General features: G+C 56.0%; 26 protein-coding genes. 10 read left to right on the top strand and 16 right to left on the bottom strand.

Translation table 11 applies throughout. The features are described 5' to 3' along the window. Positions 1-11: 11 nt before the first annotated feature. Entirely contained in the window at positions 12-743 is a 732-nt protein-coding gene (gspC, locus tag QLG21_RS18265) for a type II secretion system protein GspC (RefSeq protein ID WP_282484929.1), read from the bottom strand. A 300-nt stretch (positions 744-1,043) separates the two neighbouring features. On the opposite strand from gspC, the gene QLG21_RS18260 reads away from it, so the two are divergent. After that, positions 1,044-2,621 carry a peptidoglycan-binding domain-containing protein gene (locus QLG21_RS18260; RefSeq protein WP_282484928.1) on the top strand — a complete coding sequence of 526 codons (1,578 nt, stop codon included), beginning with the start codon at positions 1,044-1,046 and terminating at the stop codon, positions 2,619-2,621. Next, positions 2,621-3,253 carry a hypothetical protein gene (locus tag QLG21_RS18255; RefSeq protein WP_282484927.1) on the top strand — a complete coding sequence of 211 codons (633 nt, stop codon included), beginning with the start codon at positions 2,621-2,623 and terminating at the stop codon, positions 3,251-3,253. Before QLG21_RS18260 ends, QLG21_RS18255 begins: the two co-directional genes overlap by 1 nt. Here the strand turns inward: QLG21_RS18255 and QLG21_RS18250 are convergent, their stop codons facing one another. The 3 genes from QLG21_RS18250 to QLG21_RS18240 all read right to left on the bottom strand — a co-directional run bounded on the left by QLG21_RS18250 (position 3,254) and on the right by QLG21_RS18240 (position 5,290). Continuing rightward, entirely contained in the window at positions 3,254-3,877 is a 624-nt protein-coding gene (locus QLG21_RS18250) for a helix-turn-helix domain-containing protein (RefSeq protein WP_137848979.1), read from the bottom strand. Between the two features lie 262 nt (positions 3,878-4,139). Then, on the bottom strand, positions 4,140-4,970 hold the full coding sequence (locus QLG21_RS18245; RefSeq protein ID WP_137848980.1) for an N-acetylmuramoyl-L-alanine amidase: 831 nt from the start codon (positions 4,968-4,970) through the stop codon (positions 4,140-4,142). Next, positions 4,967-5,290, bottom strand: coding sequence for a heavy metal-binding domain-containing protein (locus tag QLG21_RS18240; RefSeq protein WP_006174327.1), 324 nt, complete (start codon positions 5,288-5,290; stop codon positions 4,967-4,969). Before QLG21_RS18240 ends, QLG21_RS18245 begins: the two co-directional genes overlap by 4 nt. Positions 5,291-5,397: 107 nt before the next feature. On the opposite strand from QLG21_RS18240, the gene QLG21_RS18235 reads away from it, so the two are divergent. From QLG21_RS18235 to artJ, 6 genes are all read left to right on the top strand, one after another. Beyond that, complete coding sequence (locus tag QLG21_RS18235) at positions 5,398-5,916, top strand: lipoprotein (RefSeq protein WP_006174325.1); 519 nt, start codon at positions 5,398-5,400, stop codon at positions 5,914-5,916. Positions 5,917-6,142: 226 nt separating this feature from the next. Further along, the gene (artP, locus tag QLG21_RS18230; RefSeq protein ID WP_282484926.1) at positions 6,143-6,871 is read left to right on the top strand and encodes an arginine ABC transporter ATP-binding protein ArtP; all 729 of its coding nucleotides are present in this window, start codon (positions 6,143-6,145) and stop codon (positions 6,869-6,871) included. Between the two features lie 19 nt (positions 6,872-6,890). Next, positions 6,891-7,622 (top strand): arginine ABC transporter substrate-binding protein ArtI, encoded by a 732-nt coding sequence (gene artI / locus QLG21_RS18225; RefSeq protein WP_006174322.1) that lies wholly within the window; start codon positions 6,891-6,893, stop codon positions 7,620-7,622. A 6-nt stretch (positions 7,623-7,628) separates the two neighbouring features. After that, on the top strand, positions 7,629-8,345 hold the full coding sequence (gene artQ, locus QLG21_RS18220) for an arginine ABC transporter permease ArtQ (RefSeq protein ID WP_006174319.1): 717 nt from the start codon (positions 7,629-7,631) through the stop codon (positions 8,343-8,345). Beyond that, positions 8,345-9,013: an arginine ABC transporter permease ArtM gene (artM, locus tag QLG21_RS18215; RefSeq protein ID WP_282484925.1), complete on the top strand. Its 669-nt coding sequence runs from the start codon at positions 8,345-8,347 to the stop codon at positions 9,011-9,013. Before artQ ends, artM begins: the two co-directional genes overlap by 1 nt. A gap of 177 nt (positions 9,014-9,190) precedes the next feature. Further along, a complete protein-coding gene (gene artJ / locus QLG21_RS18210; protein WP_006174316.1) occupies positions 9,191-9,922 on the top strand; it encodes an arginine ABC transporter substrate-binding protein ArtJ in 732 nt (243 codons plus the stop codon). A gap of 87 nt (positions 9,923-10,009) precedes the next feature. Here the strand turns inward: artJ and QLG21_RS18205 are convergent, their stop codons facing one another. The 11 genes from QLG21_RS18205 to nfsA all read right to left on the bottom strand — a co-directional run bounded on the left by QLG21_RS18205 (position 10,010) and on the right by nfsA (position 20,733). Then, on the bottom strand, positions 10,010-11,476 hold the full coding sequence (locus QLG21_RS18205; protein WP_282484924.1) for an ATP-binding protein: 1,467 nt from the start codon (positions 11,474-11,476) through the stop codon (positions 10,010-10,012). Next, positions 11,463-12,170: a response regulator transcription factor gene (locus QLG21_RS18200; RefSeq protein WP_058610357.1), complete on the bottom strand. Its 708-nt coding sequence runs from the start codon at positions 12,168-12,170 to the stop codon at positions 11,463-11,465. Before QLG21_RS18200 ends, QLG21_RS18205 begins: the two co-directional genes overlap by 14 nt. Positions 12,171-12,291: 121 nt before the next feature. Further along, positions 12,292-13,419 carry a 23S rRNA (uracil(747)-C(5))-methyltransferase RlmC gene (rlmC, locus tag QLG21_RS18195; protein ID WP_282484923.1) on the bottom strand — a complete coding sequence of 376 codons (1,128 nt, stop codon included), beginning with the start codon at positions 13,417-13,419 and terminating at the stop codon, positions 12,292-12,294. 40 nt (positions 13,420-13,459) lie between these two features. After that, positions 13,460-13,957 (bottom strand): YbjO family protein, encoded by a 498-nt coding sequence (locus QLG21_RS18190; RefSeq protein WP_088207598.1) that lies wholly within the window; start codon positions 13,955-13,957, stop codon positions 13,460-13,462. A 42-nt stretch (positions 13,958-13,999) separates the two neighbouring features. Beyond that, positions 14,000-14,845 carry a putrescine ABC transporter permease PotI gene (gene potI, locus QLG21_RS18185; protein WP_058610359.1) on the bottom strand — a complete coding sequence of 282 codons (846 nt, stop codon included), beginning with the start codon at positions 14,843-14,845 and terminating at the stop codon, positions 14,000-14,002. Next, the gene (gene potH / locus QLG21_RS18180) at positions 14,842-15,795 is read right to left on the bottom strand and encodes a putrescine ABC transporter permease PotH (protein ID WP_282484922.1); all 954 of its coding nucleotides are present in this window, start codon (positions 15,793-15,795) and stop codon (positions 14,842-14,844) included. Before potH ends, potI begins: the two co-directional genes overlap by 4 nt. Positions 15,796-15,804: 9 nt before the next feature. After that, entirely contained in the window at positions 15,805-16,938 is a 1,134-nt protein-coding gene (gene potG, locus QLG21_RS18175) for a putrescine ABC transporter ATP-binding subunit PotG (protein WP_058610382.1), read from the bottom strand. Between the two features lie 98 nt (positions 16,939-17,036). Then, positions 17,037-18,149 (bottom strand): spermidine/putrescine ABC transporter substrate-binding protein PotF, encoded by a 1,113-nt coding sequence (gene potF / locus QLG21_RS18170; RefSeq protein ID WP_282484921.1) that lies wholly within the window; start codon positions 18,147-18,149, stop codon positions 17,037-17,039. Positions 18,150-18,498: 349 nt separating this feature from the next. Further along, positions 18,499-18,975 (bottom strand): YbjN domain-containing protein, encoded by a 477-nt coding sequence (locus tag QLG21_RS18165; protein WP_006174300.1) that lies wholly within the window; start codon positions 18,973-18,975, stop codon positions 18,499-18,501. A 63-nt stretch (positions 18,976-19,038) separates the two neighbouring features. After that, on the bottom strand, positions 19,039-19,941 hold the full coding sequence (gene rimK, locus QLG21_RS18160) for a 30S ribosomal protein S6--L-glutamate ligase (RefSeq protein WP_042319402.1): 903 nt from the start codon (positions 19,939-19,941) through the stop codon (positions 19,039-19,041). A gap of 69 nt (positions 19,942-20,010) precedes the next feature. Beyond that, positions 20,011-20,733 (bottom strand): nitroreductase NfsA, encoded by a 723-nt coding sequence (gene nfsA / locus QLG21_RS18155; RefSeq protein ID WP_042319399.1) that lies wholly within the window; start codon positions 20,731-20,733, stop codon positions 20,011-20,013. Positions 20,734-20,918: 185 nt separating this feature from the next. On the opposite strand from nfsA, the gene QLG21_RS18150 reads away from it, so the two are divergent. Then, positions 20,919-21,188, top strand: a complete 270-nt coding sequence (locus QLG21_RS18150; RefSeq protein WP_042319398.1) for a GrxA family glutaredoxin — start codon at positions 20,919-20,921, stop codon at positions 21,186-21,188. Between the two features lie 27 nt (positions 21,189-21,215). Here the strand turns inward: QLG21_RS18150 and QLG21_RS18145 are convergent, their stop codons facing one another. Further along, entirely contained in the window at positions 21,216-21,587 is a 372-nt protein-coding gene (locus tag QLG21_RS18145; RefSeq protein ID WP_202561914.1) for an inner membrane protein YbjM, read from the bottom strand. A 273-nt stretch (positions 21,588-21,860) separates the two neighbouring features. On the opposite strand from QLG21_RS18145, the gene QLG21_RS18140 reads away from it, so the two are divergent. Then, positions 21,861-23,546 carry an aspartate:alanine antiporter gene (locus QLG21_RS18140; protein ID WP_006174289.1) on the top strand — a complete coding sequence of 562 codons (1,686 nt, stop codon included), beginning with the start codon at positions 21,861-21,863 and terminating at the stop codon, positions 23,544-23,546. The last annotated feature ends 34 nt before the right edge of the window (positions 23,547-23,580 follow it).

The following is a 23,580-nucleotide window of genomic DNA, read 5'->3' as shown; positions in this document are numbered from 1 at the left end:
CTGTACACTTGTTAATTGTTTAGAACATTAACCCGAATATTTTCAAGGTGAGCGTGACGTTTCACAACGACCTCCGCTTCTTTCATTTTTGACCAGCTGGCAATAATGTTTTTTGCTTCAGCTTGTTTGGTCATATCGACAGAATTGACTTTCACCGCCACATCGCCTTTTTGCAGGCCGGAGTGGCTATAAAAGGCAGAGGCATTGCGTGGATTGATGTTGTATCCCTCCAGTTCGCCCTTTTCGATTAACGGTTTTAGTACCAGATAATCATCCAGATGCAGATTTTCCGCGCCCGGATCTTTTGTCGATTTGGTTACCGGGCCGCTGTCGACGCCGCCCTTAAAGTAGTCTGGTTTTTTGAGCGCCAGCACCTGCTCGGTGCCTGCGTAGTTGACCACCACGTTATCGCGGTTAATTTCTTCGATATACGCATCGTCAAATCCAGTGAGGTTTTCCCCCTCCCGGTAGCTTTTCTGGCCCGCAGGCGTTTTAATCACGGCAAACGACAGCCACGCCTCGTCGCTGCTGACAATACCTTCGATTTCAGCAGCCAGTGGGGCTTTTGCCGCAGCGGGCAAACTTTGCTGACGGACGGCGGCAGTGAAAAGCGCAAACGCTTTTTCATCCTGACGTTTTTTTTGCGGTTTTACATTCGCGTTCGCCAGTTTGTTTGACACTCTTTTATAATCTTTAAAGATGACGTATCCCTGCTGACCGCAAAAAATCAGGGTCAAAAACATAATACAGGGCATCATCAACCGGGGAAGAAATGAGAACCTCATTATTCATCTGGCCTTTAGCAAAGCGATAATAAGCAGCATCGTGCTGCGCCAATATGTGACATAAATAGTAATTATCTGCTCGCGAAGCGACCACCTGCTTCGCCATTAACTTTGATGAAGAAAAATATTGACCGAGAAAAAACGGGATGTTAGAGGGTCACAACAGGTTATTTTTACCCTGATGGCAAATTGACCACCCGACGGGCTTAACGTACTTTTCTGCGCTGTTGCTATTCATGTGAAGAGACGGTAAGTCGTATGTATCAGAGTCATTTTAATTTCCAGAAGCCGCCGTTTAAAAAAGTCACTCGCGCCTCGGGTGATTTTTTTGTGCCTTATCATCAGGACATCTTTAATCTGTTGAAGGAAAAAACCCAGCAGGCGGGTATTACGGGACTCTTTTGCAACGATGCCCCCCTGCTCGGCGAATTCAGCGATGCGCTGAAATCTCACAGCCAGACGGTCCTTGCGATTAACGCTTTCCCTAAACTGAGCGCCAGTAGCCTGCTGTACAAGCTCAGTCCGGGTACGAAAGAGAGTAAAACCCGCATTCAGGCCATCGACGCCGTGATCCGCCAGTGGCAGGACTCCGCCTCTTCACGCAAACCTGCCGGCAAAGTGGTGATCGTCTCTCACATGGAAGCCATGAAGGATAACTGCCGTGAGGTCCTGGGCATGTTGTTGACCCGCGCACAGGAGCTGGAGTTTCGCTTGTCGATTGTGCTGATGGGGTCAGCCGAGCAGGAAGCGGTGCTGATGCAGCACTCCGGCCTTCAGGAGTATGTCCACACCCACCACACCCTGCGATCCATGACCTGCCGCGAAACCCTGAGCTATGTTCAGGCCCAGTGCGAAGACAACGGCGGTGAAACGTCACCGCTCGCCCCGGCCCGCGTGCGCAAAATGCATACGCTGACCAAAGGCAGCATCAGCAAATTCAACGCCCTGGCCCATCTCGCCCTGCTTGCCGCCTGGACAGAGCGTGCGTCGGCGGTGGGTCCACGTCATTTACGTCTGGCCACCAGCGAAATTTTACCGGCCAAAAAACACGGGACGCGCCTGGCGACCGTCGGTTTATTTGCGTCGGTGCTGTTTGCCGCCTGCGGCTGGTATATGACCTCGGCGATTACCGCAAAATTGCCGGTGCAGCTGCCCGTCCCGGTGAGCTGGAAACAGCAGACGCCGCATAAAACGGCGCCGGTTGTGCCGGTTATCGACCACGAAGTGGTTAACCAGCCGGATGCCATGCATCAGCTTTATCAGATGTGGGGGTATGAAGCTTCCGCCGACGATGCGCTGTGCCAGAACGCACCGAAGGTTAATTTGATGTGTCGCCAGGGCAACGCGCCGCTGAGCGAACTGGCAAAAGAGGGGTATCCGTGGGTCAGCGAAATGCACACCGGCGGCCACCTTAACTATGCCGTTGTCGCCCGCGTCGGGGATAACACCCTGGATCTCTTAATGAACGGTCGGACCTGGCAGGTGACCCGCAATTGGTATAGCCAGCACGCAACGGGGAACTACACCCAGCTGCATCGTCTGACGCCGCAGGGCAAAGACGAAATTAGCGCTGCCAGCAGCGGTAAAGATCTGGAATGGCTCGATCAGCAGCTGAGCCAGGCGCTTGCGGAGCCTGAAACCCACGCGCAGAGCTGGACCGCTGAAATGATGAAACGCACCCGTGAGTTCCAGCAAAAAATGGATCTCCATGTCGATGGCATCCCCGGCGAAGATACGCTGATGCAGTTGATGCGTGAAACCAATACTACCCCTAGCGTGCTGATCCAGGCATCGCAGTCGGGATCGGATGCGACCACGCAAGAGAAGAAATCATAATGTCTACGATATGTCTCGCTGCCCAGCGCAGCTACGAGACCGGGGAAGCGGTCTGGTTTTCGTATCGCTTCCCCGGCCTGAAAAAAATCTTCGGCACCACCTTCTTATGGCTGCTGGGGCTGTGCGTCCTGATTGGCGCAGGACTGTACGCGCACGTTTACTGGAACCTGCGCCACCCTGCGCCGGTCACAACGAAGGTCAACACGGTGAAGCCGGAAGCCACCTTGTCTGATATGCATTATATATATGTCAGCAAGCCGTTCCCGCATCCGCAGCCTAAGCCGATCCCGGTGCATGAGGATGTTCCCGCGATGCAGGATGTGCCGATTAACAGTGACGATGCAGACTGGCAGCAGGCGCCGGACGGCGTTGCAGAACCCGAGCACGATACCTCGCGGGATACCCTTCCCGGAACGGAAGAACATGACGCGGCGAACGCAGAGTCCGATGACGATTCATCGTCCCTGAAGACGTTGTTTATGAAGGCATTAAAAGAACAACAGCAAGATTATTCTCAAGGAAAAACGCCCGCGCCACCGATTGATGAAACGCAGGATATATCACATATTAACGATACTCATCAGGAAAAAGCGCCGTCTCCTTTAAGTCAAAAAGGAGATCGGCTGGAGTGATTAATATTTTTCTGGCAGCGTAGTGAGATTCAGGAGACGTCCTTTTTCCACCACGATATATTGACCTTTTTTCAGGTCGGAGAGAATTTTAATGATGGTACTGCGGGCCAGGTTGGTGTATTCCTGAATATAATCATAAACGTTAATATCGCGTTGATGATGAACAATCAGCTCATTAATTTCTAACAGGAATTCACGTACAACCGAATAGGCGCTGCGGGCAACGAGAACATCGTCACGCTTGCTGAGCATGCAGATGTACCAGGAGAGCACTTTCGTCAGCTGTGGCCACAGGTTTTTGTCGGTCATTAACGACATGAACTCTTCTTTGTCGATGGAGCGTACCACCGTGTTGGACCGCACCAGGCCGTACATATGGGAGGAGTTGTAGTAAATGGACGAGAGGCCGAAGATGCACTGCCCCTGCAGTGAGAACATGCACAGCTCGTCAGATTCTCGGCGGAATTCCACATCACCGCTGACGATGATATGGATTTTGCCTGAATCGGCTGTGGAAATTTTTTGCCATTTCTTTAAGGTTTTTTCTTCATAACCTGAGGTTGCAGAAATAATGGCTTCCATTTCCTGTTGTGGACGTAATTTTTTACCGTAAATACTTAACATTGTTATACCCGCATAAGATTAAAGTTAAAATAAAATGAGGTTACGGAAGAAACCGAAACCTAAAAAAGAGATCCTGATAGGCAAAAAAAAGAAAAGAGAGAAAATCGTCTTGTTTATTTTTATGATTACTTAGCAAGCTATGTGTCTATATTAAATGCGGGTAAATTTAAGTCAATTTACTAAAAATTAATTTAGATTGAATCTAGGATTAATCTGATGAAAGTAAATGTAAAACGACCAGGTTCGGAGTAATCCCGAAGGATTACCCCTGTCCGTATTTTTCTAAAAGCGCTTCGGCGATGGCCATCGTTTCCCGATCGGCAACACCGTCCCAGCGCTGCGGGCGAAAATGCATCTGGAAAGCCATAATGACGCGCTTTTGCTGCGCGGCAGTGCTGTTTTCCGGCACCTCGTAGCCATAGCGCGCCAGCAACCCGAGCAGTGCGGCGGTATCCACCGCCTGATAAGGCGGCTGTCCGTCCAGGTAAAAGGCGACGCGGTGCGGATCGGGCCAGGCGCCAATGCCCTGCTGCGCCAGCTCACGCCACGGGAAAAGCGGCCCCGGATCGTCTTTGCGCTGCGGGGCAATATCCGCATGGGCCACCACGTTTTCGGGCTTAATGTTGTAGCGGGCGACAATATCTTTGGCGAGCGGGATCAGCGCGGCGATCTGTGCCGGTTCAAACGGCGCGAAATACTTCATGCCAGCCGCTTTTTGCCAGCCGCGATTTTCCAGCTCAATGCCTATCGAGGTGTCGTTTATGCGATTGGTTCCGCGCCAGAAGCTGATGCCCGCATGCCAGGCCAGCTCGCTTTCGGGGACCAACTGCCAGATGCGCGGTTTGCCGTCGGGCGCGGGTGGGCGGGCGGGGATCAAATAGTGCGAACTGACATTTTTGTCCGTCAGCGTGGCAAGCGAGGTATCAAAATCATCGGCGGTATAGTGAATAACCAGCACCTTGATACGCGGGTAGGCCGCCTGCGCCTGATGGCGTGTATCCAGCTCGTAGGCACCTTTATCAACGATGCCTTTTTCCGTGGCACAGCCTGCCAGCATCAGCGCCAGCAGGAGCGTTGAGAGCGTACGTTTCATCGACGGGTTTTCACCGCCGTACCGCTGACGCTGACCATCAGCATACTGGCATCTTTGCCGACGGTTTCGTAGTCGATATCAATGCCGACTACCGCATCCGCCCCGAGAGCTTTCGCCTGCTCGCCCAGCTCTTTGAAGGCAATTTCTCGCGCCTTACGCAGCTCTTTCTCATACGCGCCAGAACGTCCGCCGACGATATCGCGGATCCCGGCAAAAAAGTCGCGGAAGATGTTGGCACCCAGAATGGCTTCACCCGTGACGACGCCGCAATATTCGGTAATAGGCTGCCCTTCCAGGGTTGGGGTCGTTGAAAATTGCATGGTTAATCTCCTTCTTTAGCGTTCAATGCCTTAGGCCATAACTTCATCAGCATTATCGGTTCGTTACGCTATGATTGAAAGGATAGTTAATAAATAAGGAAATCAACATGCGCTACTCTGCTTTAACGCTTTTAGTGCCTTGCGCGCTGGTGCTCAGCGCGTGCACCACCCCGGTGACACCCGCCTTTAAGGATATTGGTACCCGCAGCGGCCCCTGCATCGAGGGTGGCCCGGATGCCGTCGCGCAGCAATTCTATGATTATCGCATTCAGCATCGCGGTAACGACATGACTGCCCTGCGCCCTTACCTGAGCGACGGCCTGGCAAAACTGCTTAACGATGCGTCGCGTAATCCTCAGCATAACGCCCTGCTGAGCGCCGATCCGTTCTCAAGCCGTGCAACGCTGCCGGACAGCGCCGAGGTCTCAAGTGCGTCCACCATCCCAAACACCGATGCGCGCAATATTCCACTGCGCGTAAAACTGACCCAGGGCTCCCAGACCTGGCAGGATGAAGTGCTGATGATCCGCGAGGGCCAGTGCTGGGCCGTTGACGACGTGCGCTACATCGGCGGCAACGTTCATGCCCCGGCGGGCACGCTTCGCCAGTCGATTGAGAACCGCTAAACCCATCGGTGGAAATGTGTTAACCCGGTAAAATGTCCGGCATTTCTGATGGAATGCCGACATTTATTCTCGCGGTCTTAGGGCATCGCTATTTTGTGCTATGTTTAGAGGAGTTAACGGGTTATATTTAACTTTTAACGCAGAAATATTGCATAACTATTCTGTCAACGGTACTATCTGCGGCCTCAATTGCTATAGATTGCCTGGATGAGTAAAGACTGCCCCGATGAGTATTCAACTAAACGGCATTAACTGCTTCTACGGCGCACACCAGGCGCTGTTCGACATCACGCTGAGCTGCCCCGAAGGCGAAACCCTGGTTTTACTTGGCCCAAGCGGCGCGGGTAAAAGCTCTCTTCTGCGTGTCCTTAATCTGCTTGAAATGCCCCGTTCAGGTACGCTGGCGATCGCCGGTAACCATTTCGATTTCGCTAAAACGCCTTCTGATAAAGCGATCCGCGAACTGCGTCAAAACGTCGGCATGGTATTCCAGCAATACAATCTTTGGCCTCACCTTACGGTGGTGCAGAACCTTATTGAAGCGCCGTGCCGCGTGCTTGGCTTAAGCAAAGACCAGGCGATGGCGCGTGCCGAAAAGCTGCTGGAGCGTCTGCGCCTTAAGCCGTACAGCGATCGTTATCCGCTGCACCTTTCCGGCGGTCAGCAGCAGCGCGTGGCCATTGCCCGTGCGCTGATGATGGAGCCAGCCGTGCTGCTGTTTGATGAGCCTACCGCCGCGCTGGACCCGGAAATTACCGCCCAGATCGTCAGCATTATTCGTGAACTGGCGGAAACCAATATTACGCAGGTCATCGTTACCCATGAAGTGGAAGTGGCGCGCAAAACCGCCAGCCGCGTGGTGTACATGGAAAACGGGTATATCGTTGAGCAAGGTGATGCGAGTTGTTTCACTCAACCGCAAACCGACGCCTTCAAAAACTACTTATCACACTGATGTGTTAGGGAAAAAGATAATGAAAAAAGTATTGATTGCCGCGCTGCTCGCTAGCGTCAGCCTTTCCGCTACCGCAGCTCAGACCATTCGTTTCGCCACTGAAGCGTCTTATCCTCCGTTTGAATCCATTGATGCCAACAATAAGATTGTCGGCTTTGATGTGGACCTGGCTAACGCCCTGTGTAAAGAGATTGATGCGACCTGTACCTTCAGCAACCAGGCCTTCGACAGCCTGATCCCAAGCCTGAAGTTCCGTCGTATCGACGCCGTAATGGCGGGCATGGACATCACCCCTGAGCGTGAAAAACAGGTTCTGTTCACCACCCCTTACTATGACAACTCTGCGCTGTTCATCGGTCAGAAAGGGAAATACGCCTCTGTTGATCTGCTGAAAGGCAAGAAAGTGGGCGTGCAGAACGGCACGACGCACCAGAAATTCATCATGGATAAGCATCCGGAAATCACCACCGTGCCGTATGACAGCTACCAGAATGCGAAGCTGGATCTGCAAAACGGTCGTATCGATGCGGTGTTCGGGGATACGGCGGTTGTCACTGAATGGCTGAAAGCCAACGACAAGCTGGCCGCCGTGGGTGACAAAGTGACCGATAAAGACTACTTCGGTACCGGCCTGGGCATTGCCGTGCGTCAGGGCAACACCGAGCTGCAGCAGAAATTCAACGCTGCGCTGGAGAAAGTGAAGAAAGACGGCACCTACGAAACCATCTACAAAAAATGGTTCCAGAAGTAATTCCTGATGAATGAAATTTTTCCTTTAGCAAGCGCCGCCGGGATGACCGTCGGCCTTGCCGTTTGTGCACTGATTATCGGCCTCGTGCTGGCGATGTTCTTTGCGGTGTGGGAGTCAGCGAAATGGCGTCCCGTCGCATGGGCAGGCTCCGCGCTGGTAACCGTGCTGCGTGGGCTACCCGAGATTCTGGTGGTCCTGTTTATCTATTTCGGCTCCTCACAGCTGCTGTTAACCCTGTCGGACGGCTTTAACATCAATCTTGGCTTTGCACAGATCCCGGTGCAGATGCAGATTGAAAACTTCGACGTTAGCCCGTTCCTGTGCGGCGTGATTGCCCTCTCCCTGCTCTACTCCGCCTACGCCTCGCAAACCCTGCGCGGCGCGCTGAAAGCGGTGCCGCAGGGCCAGTGGGAGTCCGGCCAGGCGCTGGGGCTGTCGAAAGCGGCGATCTTCTTCCGTCTGGTGATGCCGCAGATGTGGCGTCACGCGCTGCCGGGGCTGGGCAACCAGTGGCTGGTGCTGCTCAAAGACACCGCGCTGGTCAGCCTGATCAGCGTTAACGATTTAATGCTGCAAACCAAGAGTATCGCTACCCGCACCCAGGAGCCGTTTACCTGGTACATCGTGGCGGCGGCTATCTACCTGGTCATCACGTTGCTTAGCCAGTACATCCTCAAGCGTATTGATCTGCGTGCAACGCGTTTTGAACGGAGACCAGGCTGATGCTTGACTATTTACCCGAGTTGATGAAAGGGCTGCACACCAGCCTGACGCTGACCGTCGCCTCCATCGTGGTGGCGCTGATCCTGGCGCTGATCTTCACCATCATCCTGACGCTGAAAACGCCGGTGCTGGTGTGGATTGTGCGCGCCTATATCACGCTGTTTACCGGTACGCCGCTGCTGGTGCAGATCTTCCTGATTTACTACGGCCCGGGTCAGTTCCCGTCGCTGCAGAAGTATCCGGTTATCTGGCATCTGCTCTCGGAGCCGTGGCTGTGCGCCCTGATTGCGCTCTCGCTCAACAGTGCGGCCTACACCACCCAGCTGTTCTACGGGGCCATTCGCGCCATCCCGGAAGGCCAGTGGCAGTCCTGCGGGGCGCTCGGCATGAGCAAGAAAGACACCCTGGCGATCCTGCTGCCCTACGCCTTTAAGCGTGCGCTCTCTTCATATTCCAACGAAGTGGTGCTGGTGTTCAAAAGTACCTCCCTGGCCTACACCATCACCCTGATGGAAGTGATGGGCCACGGACAGCTGCTGTACGGACGCACCTACGACGTGATGGTGTTTGGCGCGGCGGGTCTGGTCTATCTGGTGGTCAACGGTTTGCTGACCCTGATGATGCGTTTGATTGAGCGTAAAGCGCTGGCGTTCGAGCGCAGATCGTAGGCCGGGTAAGCGCAGCGCCATCCGGCAAGAAATGCATAAATGTGATTAATAAACGCGGGTAACTTTCTGGTTATCCGCTTTTTTTTATCCTGATATAAATATTTAATCATTTATATTGCATACAAATTCATTAAATGGCATTGTACTTTCATAAGACCTACAGACGGGAGTCGTACAATGAAAAAGTTAGTCCTGGCCGCATTACTGGCAACCTTTGCCGCTGGCGCATCCGCTGCGGATAAAATCAATTTCGGCGTTTCCGCCACCTATCCGCCGTTTGAATCACTGGATGCCAGCAACCAGATCGTCGGGTTTGATATTGACCTGGCAAAAGCGCTGTGCAAACAGATGCAGGCCGACTGCACCTTCACTAACCACGCGTTCGACAGCCTGATCCCGTCTCTGAAATTCAAAAAATATGACGCGGTGATCTCCGGGATGGACATCACGCCGGAGCGCAGCAAGCAGGTCTCCTTCACCGACCCGTACTACGCAAACTCTGCCGTGGTGATTGCGAAGAAAGGCGCTTATACCGCTTTCGATCAGCTGAAAGGCAAACGCATTGGGATGGAAAACGGCACCACGCATCAGAAATACCTGCAGGACAAACATCCTGAAGTGAAAACCGTGGCCTACGACAGCTACCAGAACGCGATTATCGATCTGAAAAATGGCCGTATCGATGGCGTCTTTGGCGATACCGCCGTGGTTAACGAGTGGCTGAAAACCAACCCGCAGCTGGGTACCGCCACCGAGAAAGTGACCGATCCGCAGTACTTCGGCACCGGTCTGGGCATTGCCGTGCGTCCGGACAACAAAGCCCTGCTGGAGAAACTGAACGGCGCGCTGAAAGCGATTAAAGCTGACGGTACTTATCAGAAAATCAGCGATCAGTGGTTCCCGCAGTAATTCCTTTTGCCGGGTGACGGCTTCGCCTTACCCGGCCTACGGGGGTGGTCTGTAGGCCGGGTAAACGCAGCGCCACCCGGCGATTTCTCACAGTGGCACGTAAAACCTGAACCTGGCCCCGCTCACCGACTCCATCAGTCCAATCCCGCCGCCGTGCAGTTCCAGCATTCTTCTCACGATCAACAGCCCTAACCCGCCCCGGTTTTCCCGCGATGCCTGCGGATTGAGCGCAGAAGGACGCTGAAACAGATCGTCACGCAGCGCGTCATCGACGCCCGTTCCGCTGTCTGCCACCTCAACCTGCAACTGCCCATTCTCCTGCCACATCGTCAGGCGGATCTCGCCACCGGTGGGCGTATGGCGAATGGCGTTATCCAGCAGGTTGGTCACTACCCGCTCGATCATCGACACATCGGCGTTGACCAGCGGCAGCGGCCCCGGCACGTCAACATGCAGCTTCAGCTCACGCGTGCGCGCGGCCAGCTCGAACTTCTGCACCACGTCGGAGATCAGCTCCGCCATGGCAAAACGTTCGCGCTGGGGTTTGATGCCGCCATGCTCCAGCCGCGCCAGCTCAAACAGCTGCTGCGACAGATGACGCACCTTCTGCCCCTGACGCAGGGCGGTCGCGAGATACTGCTGATGCTCCTGCGGAGTCAGCGTGGCGGATTTGAGCGACAACGTCTCCAGATAGCCCAGCAGCGAGGTCAGCGGCGTGCGCAGATCGTGCGAGATATTGGCGATAAACTCCCGGCGCTGGCGGTCGCTGTCGGCCAGCCGATCCCACTGAGAGGTGATTTTGCGGGCCAGCTCGATAAAGGTATTGCGCAGGATCGCGACTTCGTCGTTCAGGGCCGGCTCAAGCGGCTCTGCCGCCAGCTGTTTGATGGCGGTGATGCTGTCGTGCTCAAGCCCGGTCACCTCGTGCGTAAGCTGTTTAACCGGACGCGTGACCCAGTACCAAATCAGAACGCCGGCCAGCAGGCCAAACAGCGCCACCCACAGCAGCGACCACAGCACGGTGCTCCAGAGCGCTTTGTGCCAGGCCATCCCGGCCAGCGCGTTAGACTCCTCGCCCTGCAAAATGATGTACAGATAGCCTTTCAGCTCCCCGTCCTGGCGCAGCGGCGTCGTGCTGAATACTTTCTTATTCTGGCTGCGCGGATCGTCACCCAGCACCGGCATTGAGGCGCCGCTCAGGAAGGACTGCACGGGCGCAAGGTCGATTTTTTGCCGCTGGATATGGCCCGGCGGCGCAGCATCGGCCAGCACGTCGCCATCGGGAGAGATAACGTACAGCTCGACGCTCGGATTAAAGGTCATCAGCCGGTCAAACAGCGGTTTCAGCGCGCTGCGGTCAACGGTGCCCTGCGCATCGAGAATCGGCTCACGCTGCACAATTTGCTGGGCAAGCCCGCCGGACAGGCGCTGGACCATGGCGTTACCGTACTGCATGCTGGTGTAGAGCTGCACCGCGCAGGCGACGGTGGCGCAGAGCATCATCAGCAGGATAAACAGCAGCGTCAGGCGCTGGCTCAGGCTAAAGCGGCGCATCGTCGTTCAGCTCCGCAAATTTATAGCCCTTGCCCCAGACGGTGCGCACGATCTCCGGCTCGGCGGCATCTTTTTCAATCTTGATCCGCAGGCGGTTGATGTGGGTGTTAACCGTGTGCTCGTAGCCTTCGTGCTGATAGCCCCAGACCTGCTCCAGCAGCTCGAGACGCGAAAAGACTTCTCCGGGGTGGCGGGCAAAAAAGTAGAGCAGCTCGAATTCGCGCGGGGTGAGATCAACCTCCTGCCCGTTAAGCCGCACCGTGCGCGCCAGCGGATCGAGCGTCAGGCCGTGCGCGTGAATGTGTCCGTCGTTCTGCGCCTGCCCCATCGCCTGCTGGCGGCGGAACAGCGCTTTAATGCGCGCAATCAGCTCCTGCACCGAAAAGGGTTTGGCGAGGTAATCGTCGGCCCCGGTTTCAAGGCCGGTAATACGGTCGGTTTCGCTGCTGCGGGCGCTGATAATGATCACCGGCAGGTAGCGGGTCATCTGGCGGATGCGGCGACAAATTTCGAGGCCGTCGACACTGGGGAGCATCAGGTCGAGGATCACCGCGTCCCAGGGCTGTTTTTCAAGCAGGCGTAACGCGTTGCCCCCGTCAGGCTCGTGGGTAATGGTGTAGCCTTCGTCTTCCAGGTTGAGGCGCAGGAGCGCCGCAATATCGCGATCGTCCTCCACCAGCAGGATTTGCTTCATGGGTAAGCCTTTATTCAATTCTTATGAGGTAAGCTTACCTGATTTTGAGGGCGGGAAGAGTTCACATTTTGTTGAACATTGTGCGGGGTTTATGCCGGGTGGCGGCTACGCCTTACCCGGCCTACGCTTTGGCTAACAACGTCAACACTTCGTAATGCGCGGTATGCGGGAACATATCAAAAAGCTGAACGCGTTCAATGCGGTAGCCCGGCAGGTGAGCAATATCTTTCGCCATCGTCCGGGCGTTGCAGCTGGAATAGACGATGTACGCCGGTGCCATCTGGCTCAGATAATCGCAAAGCGGTTTGCCGATGCCGCGGCGCGGCGGGTTGACCAATACTAATTCCGGTACATTGCCCTGCCCGGTCGCAAACTGGGTGGAATCCAGCGCCTGGAAGTGGAGGTTTGTTAACCCCAGTTCGGCGGCGGACTGCGTCGCGCAGGCAATCGCCTCGGCGGAGATTTCAATCCCGGTCAGCTGCATCTCCGGGGTGGCGCAGTGCAGGCCAAAGCCGCCCACGCCGCAGAACAGATCCCACATATGGCCGATATTGAGGGCACGAACCCAGTCGCGCGCGGTGGCGTACAGCGCGCTCGCCACCGTCGGGTTGGTCTGGAAGAAGCTCTGCGGGCGGATCCACAGCGGCACGCCGTTGAAGGTTTCCGCCAGCGCGTGCTGCCCGGTAAGAAAGATCTCTTTCTCCCCCTCCATGATCGCCATATGCACCGGCTGAATATTCACGGTGATGACCTTTAGCTGCGGAAGCTGCTGTTGCAGCCACGGCAGCGCCGCGCGAAGCTGTTCCAGCCGGGATTCTGAGCGCAGGACAAAGCGCAGCATCATGCCGCCGTCCCTTTGGCTTTCGGTGAGCAGCAGGTATTTCAGCTCGCCGCGCTTGCGGGCAACGTTATAGGGCGTTAATCCGGCGCGGGCGATAAACGGCTTGAGTGCCGCAAAAACCGGTTTAAAGGATTCTGGATAAAGCGGGCAGTCGATTAAATCTTCCGGCGTGCCGTCGCGGTGCAGCATGCCCAGCAGCGGTCGTTCCACGCTGCCGCTGACCACCATTTTGGCCTTATTGCGAAAACCCTGCTCTGGCCCACTGACGGGTGCGCACCACTCGCCCACCGCATGGTCAGCCAGGAGGTGCTGAAGGTCGGCCATTTTGGCGGCGAGTTGTTGGGAGACCGGCTGTTCAATCCACTGACAGGAGCGGCAGCGACCGGCGTCATAGAGTGCGCACTGCATATGAAAACCTTAAGAATGGCGGGGGCTGCGATTATACACATTATTGCAGACGGAAAAACCGCCTGCTTGCGGCGGGTGCAAAGAGCAGGCACAGCACCAGCGCATCCGGAAGTTTTTGCATCACCAGCGAATGGAATATCTCGCGCTTAGAGCCTCCCGCGATGCTGAACAGCTCCGGGTAGCCATAGCCCAGCGAGGCGGCCCACAGGTAGGTGGCGGCAGTCACCTGGGTCAGCAGATAGGTCCAGCGCGCCCAGTTGCGCCCCTTCACCAGCGAGAAGGCACAGTAAATTTCAATAAATACCAGCGCCAGGCTGCTCATAAAGACCAGCGTCAGGTTCCAGGTCTGGACGCTGCGGTGAATAAATTCTCCCATGCCGCGCACGCCCAGGGTGTTGAAGATCATCAACACGTCCAGACAGCGGATCATAATAATGGCGAGCGCCGCCACCTGCACCAGCGCAGGGACGTTCGGACGAGCATGCGTATGACGTGTTTTTTGAAAGAATCCCAATGTTTTTACTTCCCTGAAAAACAGTGCCGCGTCTTGCGCGGCACTTCACTGGAAATTTTAAATGCTTCAGCCGCGTCTTGCACGCTGGATATCGCGCACACGCTGTTTTTCCGCGCGCGCCATCAAATACCAGGCGATAAATCCGACAATTCCGACCACCCCAAGGATGATGGAGGCCAGGGCGTTGATCTCCGGGTTCACCCCCATGCGTACGCTGGAGAAGACCAGCATCGGCAGCGTGGTAGCGCCAGGCCCTGAGACAAAGCTGGCGATGACCAGATCGTCCAAAGAGAGCGTGAACGCCAGCAGCCAGCCGGATATAACCGCCGGCATGATCATCGGCAGGGTGATGATGAAGAACACCTTCAGCGGCGTGGCACCCAGATCCATTGCCGCCTCTTCGATGGAGCGATCCAGCTCCCGCAGCCGCGAGGAGATCACCACCGCCACGTAGGCCGTGCAGAAGGTGACGTGCGCCAGCCAGATGGTCAGCATCCCACGATCCGCCGGCCAGCCGATGGCGTGCGCCAGGGCGACAAACAGCAGCAGCAGCGACAGCCCGGTAATAACATCCGGCATGACCAGCGGGGCGGTGATCATAAACGCAAAACCGTTCGCGCCGCGAAAACGCCCGAACCGCACCATCACCATCGCCGCGATCGTCCCGAGTATCGACGCCATCGTGGCCGCCAGCGCTGCGATGGTCAGGCTCAGTCCCACCGCGCTCATCATGGCATCATCGTGGAATAGCTCGCTGTACCAGCGCGTCGACCAGCCCGCCCACACCGTCACCAGCTTCGAGCTGTTAAAGGAGTAGATCACCAGCATCAGCATGGGTGCATACAGGAAGGTGAAGCCAATGACCAGGATCAGGATCCGCCACGGGGAGCGCACTACCGGTAAGTTGTTCATCCGTGGTCTCCCATCTGTTTCTGCTGATGCTTGTGGAACCACATGATCGGTACGATCAGCAGCAGCAACATCATGATCGCCACCGCCGAGGCCACCGGCCAGTCGCGGTTGTTGAAGAACTCCTGCCACAGCACGCGGCCAATCATGATGCTGTCCGGGCCACCCAGCAGTTCCGGGATCACAAACTCCCCTACCGCCGGGATGAACACCAGCATCGACCCGGCAATAATGCCGCCTTTGGTCAGCGGGACGATCACGCTGAAAAAGGTCTTCAGCGGACGCGCGCCGAGATCCAGCGAGGCCTCCACCAGCGAATAGTCGATGCGCGTCAGGGCGGTATAGATCGGCAGCACCATAAACGGCAGATAGGCGTAAACGATCCCAATGTACACCGCGAGGTTGGTGTGCAGGATCGTCAGCGGCTGGTCGATGACGCCAAGCCACAGCAGAAAGTTATTGAGAATGCCGTTGTTTTTCAGGATACCCATCCACGCGTAGACGCGGATCAGGAACGAGGTCCACGACGGTAAAATCACCAGCAGCAGCAGGATGTTGCGCGTCGAGGGTTTACTGTGCGCCACCGCCCACGCCAGCGGGTAACCCAGCAGCAGACAGCAGATCGTCGAGATCCCCGCCACCTGCAGCGACTGCAAGTAGGCCTCCACGTACAGCGGATCGTCGGTGAGCTGCAGGAAGTTCCCGAGGTTAAGGGTGAGCGTCAGCTGCCCGTCGGCCCAGTCCATCAGGTTGGTGTACGGCGGGATCGCCCGCGCCATCTCCGCCAGGCTTATCTTAAAGACAATCAGGAACGGCAGCAGGAACAGCAGGATCAGCCAGACGTACGGCAGGGCAATCACCAGCTTGCGCCCGTGCGCCATCTGCATACGCGTCAGCCAGTGGCGAAAACCGCCCGGTTGTTTGACGCGGGCTGGAGGTTCAAGTGTACTCACGATCGCTCCTTATGCTGTTAACACGACGCAGCTGTCCGCATCCCAGCACAGGCGCACTTCGTCGCCCCAGGTCGGCTGGCCCTTGCGATAGCGGTGTTCGTTCTGCAGCTGGGCGCTGAGCATCTGCCCGCTTTGCAGACGCACATGGTAGATAGAGAGATCGCCCAGATAGGCGATATGCACCACCTCACCCACGGCAAAGTTATAGCCATCGGCTGGCGGCTCGTCACAGAGCATGATTTTTTCCGGCCGCAGGGCGACGTACACCGGCACGTTATCCACCACCGAGCTATCAGGATCGACCTTCAGCGGGTGAACCAGCCCCGGAGAGTCAATCACCAGCCCGTCGTCCTCACGCGCCTTCAGCAGCCCTTCAAAGACATTCACCGAGCCGATGAATTCCGCGCTGTAGCGGGTGGTCGGGTGCTCGTAAATCTCCTCCGGCTCGCCGGTCTGCACGAATTTACCGCGATTCATGATCGCAATACGCCCGGCCATGGTCATCGCCTCTTCCTGGTCGTGGGTTACCATCACGCAGGTCACGCCGACGCGCTCAAGGATGTCCACCACCTCAAGCTGCATGCGATCACGCAGCTTTTTATCCAGCGCCCCCATCGGCTCGTCGAGCAGTAGCAGCTTCGGGCGTTTCGCCAGGCTTCTTGCCAGCGCCACGCGTTGACGCTGGCCGCCGGAAAGCTGGTGCGGTTTACGTTTGGCGAACTCCTGCATGTGGACCAGGCTCAGCATCTCGGCCACGCGTTCGGTAATCTCCGCCTTCGGCAGTTTGTCCTGCTTCAGGCCAAAGGCGATGTTCTGCTCAACCGTCATGTGCGGGAACAGCGCGTACGACTGGAACATCATATTGATCGGGCGCTGATACGGCGGCACGCGGGAGAGATCGACGCCGTCCAGCACGATCTGCCCGGCGGTCGGCTGTTCAAAACCGGCCAGCATGCGCAGCAACGTCGATTTACCGCAGCCGGACGGGCCAAGCAGGGCAAAAATTTCGCCTTTGTAGATCGTCAGGCTCACGTCGTCCACGGCGTGTTGCCCGTCGAAGGATTTGGTGAGATTACGGATTTCAAGAAGCGGGGTCAGCGCTTTACGGACTTTCGCCTGCGGGCGGGGGATCACGTCATTCACGGGGTGTTCTCCGGCAAAGATCAAATCAGGGTGCAGGCGCACCAGAACGGTGCACCTGTTGCCGGGGGCGCTTCGCTTGCCCGGCCTACGACAGCGGTTTATTTACCGCTTTTCACCTTGGTCCACGCACGGGTGCGCACGCGGTCAATTTTTGGGTCCTGCACTTTGAGGGTGAACAGCTTGGCAAAGACGTCCGCTGGCGGATAGATAGCCGGATTATTGCGGATCTCTTCGCTGACCATCGGGGTGGAAGCCTTGTTACCGTTGGCGTAATAGACGTGGTCGCTGATGTGGGCGATCACCTCCGGACGCATCAGGTAGTTCAGGAACTGATACGCTTCGTCTTTGTTTTTCGCATCCGCAGGCATGGCGAAGACGTCGAAGAAGGCCAGCGCCCCCTCTTTCGGAATGAAGTAAGAGACATTCACGCCGTTTTTCGCCTCTTTCGCGCGGTTTGCTGCCTGCCAGACGTCGCCCGCCCAGCCGATCGCCACACAGATATCGCCGTTGGCGAGGTCGTTAATGTACTGAGAGGAGTGGAAGTAGCGAATGTTCGGGCGCAGCTTCAGCAGCAGATCGGTGGCCGGGCCGGTGTAGTCATCGGCCTTGCTGCTGTTCGGATCTTTGCCCAGATAGTTCAGCACGGTGGCGAAAATCTCTTCCGGTGCATCAAGGAAGGAGACGCCGCAGCTTTTCAGCTTCTCAAGGTTTTCCGGCTTGAGCACCACGTCCCAGCTGTCGAGCTTGACGTCTTTCCCCAGCACGGCTTTCACTTTATCGACGTTATAGCCGATGCCGGTGGTGGCCCACAGGTAAGGCATGGCGTATTTGTTATCCGGGTCGTGTTTGGCGACCAGCTTCAACACGTCCGGATCGAGGTTTTTCCAGTTGGATAATTTGCTCTTATCCAGCGGCTGGAACACTCCTGCCGTCAACTGGCGCTCCAGGAAGCTGGCGGAAGGCACCACCAGGTCAAAGCCGGTGCTGCCCGCCATCAGTTTACCTTCCAGCACTTCGTTGGAATCGAACACGTCATACACGACCTTAATGCCGGTCTCTTTTTCAAAGTTTGCGACGGTGTCCGGCGCAATATAGTCCGACCAGTTATAAACGTGGAGCGTTTTTTGTTCCGCAGCGAGCGTGCCGGCAGAGACGGCCATCAGAGCACCCGCAACCAGACCCGATACCCATTTTTTATTCAAGGCGATCATATCGTTATTCCTTCTGAAAGCTCGTTAACACACGAACTAAAACTGTGCACTCTGACGATATGCAAGAATCATGCATACTTTGTCGCTCTGGCCGAAAAGGAATAAAAGATTTTTCCGGCAGGATCCGCTCGCTTTTGTAAGCATCGCAAGAATAACTGTAGCCCTTGTCCCGGGCTATAGCCCAGACGAAAAAACGCCTTTTATCAATTTTTTATGCAGAATATGTCTATGTGATAAGCCGAAATGGCCTTTAAGGAGGTGAAATAATCTTGAAAGGAGGGTTTAAGACAGCAGAAAAAATGGCGTTACGCAGCCGCCGTGGCAGCGACTGCGCCATGCTCAGACAGCGTTAGTGCAGAAAAGTGGGAGATGCATCATTATTCTCTGCATCATCTTCGGCGCTGTACAACAGGTGATGCGCGTTAGCTTCCATCATCACCATGGAAATCTGCTCTTCGCCCATGCGCATAAACCAGGCAAACTGCTTGAAGGATAACCCTGCCCCGGAGAATAAAGACTCGCACACCACCAGTTTCGGCAGATTATCATCCTGTATGTCGAGAAATGCTTTCACCGTCAAAGAACTGGCGTTGATGGCAGACAGATCGGACGCCAGCGCCAGCAGCGCAGAGGGTTTAACCTCGGCCAGCGCGGAGAAAAGAATGACGTCATTAATCAGATCGATCTTGGCATCAAAAATACCGTCGAAATTTTGCATGTGAGGCAGATGCAGCGCCTGGCAGGAGTCGCATTCAAAGAAGGTAATTCCGGCATCATCGAGCCATTGACGTAACGTATCCAGTGTTGGAACGACCTGTAAATCCATCGCTGTGCAGCCTCTTAAATAATAACTTCGCTTAGAGTACGCAAAAAGTGCGCGATAATCTATTTAACCGCCCGTTTTCAGGCAAAATCCCGGGGTCGCGTGGCATTCAATCCAGGCGATCATTTTGCCCGCAATGTCCACGCCCGTGGTTTTTTCAACCCCTTCCAGCCCTGGCGAGGCGTTGACCTCCATCACCAGCGGGCCGCGCGTGGCGCGCAGCAAATCGACGCCCGCCACGTCCAGCCCCAGCGTCTGCGCCGCTTTTACTGCAATCACGCGCTCGCGCTCGCTGATCTCTGCGATACGCGCCACGCCGCCGCGGTGCAGATTCGAGCGGAAATCGCCCTCTTTCGCCTGACGCTCAATCGCTGCCACCACCTCATCGCCGACCACAAAGCAGCGAATGTCGCGCCCTTTGGCCTCTTCGATATACTCCTGCACCAGGATATGGGCGTTGAGTCCGCGGAAGGCATCGATCACGCTTTCCGCCGCCTGGCGCGTTTCGGCCAGCACCACGCCAATGCCCTGCGTGCCTTCCACCAGCTTGATGACCAGCGGCGCGCCGCCCACCATGTCGATCAAATCGCTGGTGTCATCCGGTGAATGAGCGATGCCGGTAACGGGCAGGTCGATGCCCTGTCGGGCCAGGAGCTGCAGCGAGCGGAGCTTATCGCGGGCGCGCGAAATGGCGACGGACTCGTTTAGCGGATAGCTGCCGAGCATCTCAAACTGACGCAGCGCGGCGGTGCCGTAGTAGGTGATCTGAGAGCCGATGCGGGGGATCACCGCATCGAAATGCGGCAACCTGCGGCCTTTATAATGAATCGACGATGCCGCCGGATCGATGTTCATATAGCAGGACATCGGATCGAGGATTTCGATCTGATGCCCGCGCTTCGCCGCGGCTTCCCGCAGGCGTCTGCATGAATAGAGCGTTCCATCCCGGGACAATATGGCAATTTTCACCCTGCACCTCTCTAAAGACCTGGTAAAAGCCTGCGTATCATACACGCAGCGAGGCACAGGATGAATGGACTATCGCGTCGCCCAGCCCTGCTTGTGCAGATAATCGAGAATAAACGGGCGGTTCTCTTTGATGATGGTGCGACGGATATGGTCAGTCCAGGTATCGCGGCGGTTGTTGCTGTCGCGCGTCAGATAGTAGTTCGCCAGCTCCTCATCGTATTGATTCAGAACCTCCTGGTCGACCGGCTGGTAGTGGTTCTCATGCACCAGCATCGCTGCAGGGATACGCGGTTTGAGATCCGGGTTATCCGCAGGCCAGCCCAGGCACAGGCCAAACAGCGGCAGGACATGTTTTGGCAGCTTTAACAGCTCGGTTACGCTTTCAATGTTGTTGCGCAGCCCGCCGATGTAAACCCCGCCCAGCCCCAGCGATTCCGCCGCCGTAAAGGCGTTTTGCGCCATCAGGGCAGTATCGACCACGCCCAGCAGCAGCTGTTCGGCGAGGCCCAGTTCCGCCTCAGGGCAAATTTGCAGGTGACGGTTAAAATCGGCGCAGAAGACCCAGAACTCCGCCGCCTGGGCTACGTGCTTCTGCCCGCCGGTCAGCGTCACCAGCGTTTCACGCATCGCCGGATCGGTAATGCGGATTATAGAGCTGCACTGCAGGAAGCTGGAGCTGGACGTTCCTCGCGCGCTGTCGATAATGGCTTCGCGCTGGGCCTCGGTAATAGGTTCATCCGTAAAGTGGCGAATGGAACGGTGGGAACGGAGCAGGTCAATCGTTGGCGTCATCGTGTCTCTCTTTGTCTTGCTTAAAACGTATCGCAGCCAGTATAGGCAATGATCCGCGCGCTGTAATTGGCGAAACATAGCTCGAAGGTATTAAAGCGACAGGTGAAACCTTCTTTCCATGACGGCAGGTTATCGTGCACTATACGTCGTATTCGCCGTCAGGCTTGTTTTTTGAGGAGAGAGAAATGTTTGCAGTGATTTTTGGTCGTCCAGGATGCCCTTACTGCGTGCGCGCAAAAGAACTGGCTGAGAAACTGACCGCAGAGCGGGATGACTTCAACTTCCGCTACGTGGACATCCACGCGGAAGGGATCAGCAAAGCCGACCTGGAAAAAACCGTGGGTAAACCGGTTGAAACCGTACCGCAGATTTTCCTCGACCAGCAACACATTGGCGGCTTCACCGATTTTGAAGCCTACGCCAAAGAAAACCTGGGCCTGTTTGCTGCTCAGTAAGCGTAAAACGCCCTCATTATGAGGGCGTTATTGTTTGTGCCGCCGCTGCAAAAGGTTGCTGATACATAAATAGCATAGCGCCCCCAGCGCGCACCAGAACACGCCGCTTAACAGCCACGCCAGCTCCTGCCAGATGGTTCTGGAAGAGGTCAATACCAGCCGCATCAACAGCAGGCACAGCGGTGCCGCCAGTATGGCTCCCAGCAAAGGCTTAAACACTTCGCCCCCGCGAGAGAGAAAGCTGGCCGCCGCGCCCGGCAGAATGAAAAAGAGCAAACCCAGCTCAGGATGGCCGGATGCACGAAACGCCCCTTTTACATTAAACGCTAACGACAGGCAGACAACGGTAAACAGCAAAAAACAGCTGATCGCGCCCACCCAGTTTCGCCTTAAATTCAAACTATCCTCCTGATGTTTCTCTATCAAATACACCTTCGTCCTGTGGACGCCCAGTCAGATAAAGCATTGCGGCAATCCTTGCCAAAGCTCGCACAGCGTTGTGCGATAATGAGTAGCCGTCGTTAGCTAATACGACTAAACTACCCACCTGCTAGTGTTTTTGGGAATTAAGAAAGAAACAGGAAATGCTGAAACGCTGCCCTGTCATCCAAAACAGTAGCCCAAAAAACCACTTCATTCAACAACTTACTGGTAAACAAGAAGTTAGCCTCCGTGAATATAAACGTCGCAGACTTGTTAAATGGGAATTACATCCTGTTATTATTTGTGGTACTGGCATTGGGCCTTTGCCTGGGAAAATTACGCCTCGGGTCGGTTCAACTTGGTAATTCCATTGGCGTTTTAGTCGTCTCTTTATTATTAGGTCAGCAGCATTTCAGCATTAACACGGACGCCCTCAACTTAGGCTTTATGTTGTTTATTTTTTGTGTGGGTGTTGAAGCGGGTCCCAACTTTTTTTCAATTTTCTTCCGCGACGGCAAAAATTACCTGATGCTGGCGCTGGTGATGGTTGGCAGCGCGCTGCTGATTGCGTTAGGCCTGGGTAAGCTGTTTGGCTGGGACATTGGCCTGACGGCGGGTATGCTTGCCGGCTCGATGACCTCCACCCCGGTTCTGGTGGGTGCGGGCGATACCCTGCGCCACTCCGGGATGGCCGGAGCGCAGCTGTCCACCGCGCTCGACCATCTGAGCCTTGGCTATGCCCTGACCTACCTGATTGGGCTGGTGAGCCTGATCGTCGGCGCGCGTTATCTCCCTAAACTCCAGCATCAGGATCTGCAGACCAGCGCCCAGCAGATTGCCCGCGAGCGCGGTCTGGATACCGATTCCAAACGCAAAGTTTACCTGCCGGTGATCCGCGCCTACCGCGTAGGGCCAGAGCTGGTGGCCTGGGCCGACGGTAAAAATCTGCGTGAGCTGGGCATTTACCGCCAGACGGGCTGCTATATCGAACGTATTCGCCGCAACGGTATTCTGGCGAACCCGGACGGCGACGCGGTGCTGCAGATGGGCGATGACATCGCGCTGGTCGGTTATCCGGATGCCCATGCGCGCCTCGACCCGAGCTTCCGTAACGGCAAAGAGGTCTTTGACCGCGACCTGCTGGACATGCGTATCGTCACCGAAGAGATTGTGGTCAAAAACCACAACGCCGTTGGTCGCCGCCTGGCTCAGCTGAAGCTGACCGACCACGGCTGCTTCCTCAACCGCGTGATCCGCAGCCAGATTGAGATGCCTATCGACGATAACGTGGTGCTCAACAAAGGTGATGTGTTACAGGTGAGCGGCGACGCGCGCCGCGTGAAAACCGTTGCGGACCGTATCGGCTTTATCTCCATTCACAGCCAGGTCACCGACCTGCTAGCCTTCTGCGCCTTCTTTATCGTGGGCCTGATGATCGGGATGATCACCTTCCAGTTCAGCAACTTTAGCTTTGGCATCGGTAACGCCGCCGGGCTGCTGTTCGCCGGGATCATGCTGGGCTTCCTGCGTGCCAACCACCCGACCTTCGGCTATATCCCACAGGGTGCGCTAAACATGGTGAAAGAGTTCGGGCTGATGGTCTTTATGGCCGGTGTTGGCCTGAGCGCGGGCAGCGGCATTGGCAACAGCCTGGGCGCCGTCGGCTGGCAAATGCTGGTGTCCGGCCTGATTGTCAGCCTGGTGCCGGTGGTGATCTGCTTCCTGTTTGGTGCCTACGTGCTGCGCATGAACCGCGCCCTGCTCTTCGGCGCCATGATGGGCGCACGTACCTGCGCGCCTGCGATGGAAATCATCAGCGATACCGCGCGCAGCAATATCCCGGCACTGGGGTACGCAGGCACCTATGCGATCGCTAACGTCCTGCTGACGCTGGCGGGTACGCTTATCATCATCATCTGGCCGGGGCTCGGATAACTCTCAAGTTTGCGCACGGACGAAAATATTTTCG

The organism is Enterobacter sp. V87_3 (genome assembly GCF_029967835.1).
Taxonomy (GTDB): domain Bacteria; phylum Pseudomonadota; class Gammaproteobacteria; order Enterobacterales; family Enterobacteriaceae; genus Enterobacter; species Enterobacter cancerogenus.
The sequence above is the reverse complement of the archived record's forward strand: the minus strand, read 5'-3'. Positions and strand labels throughout refer to the sequence as shown.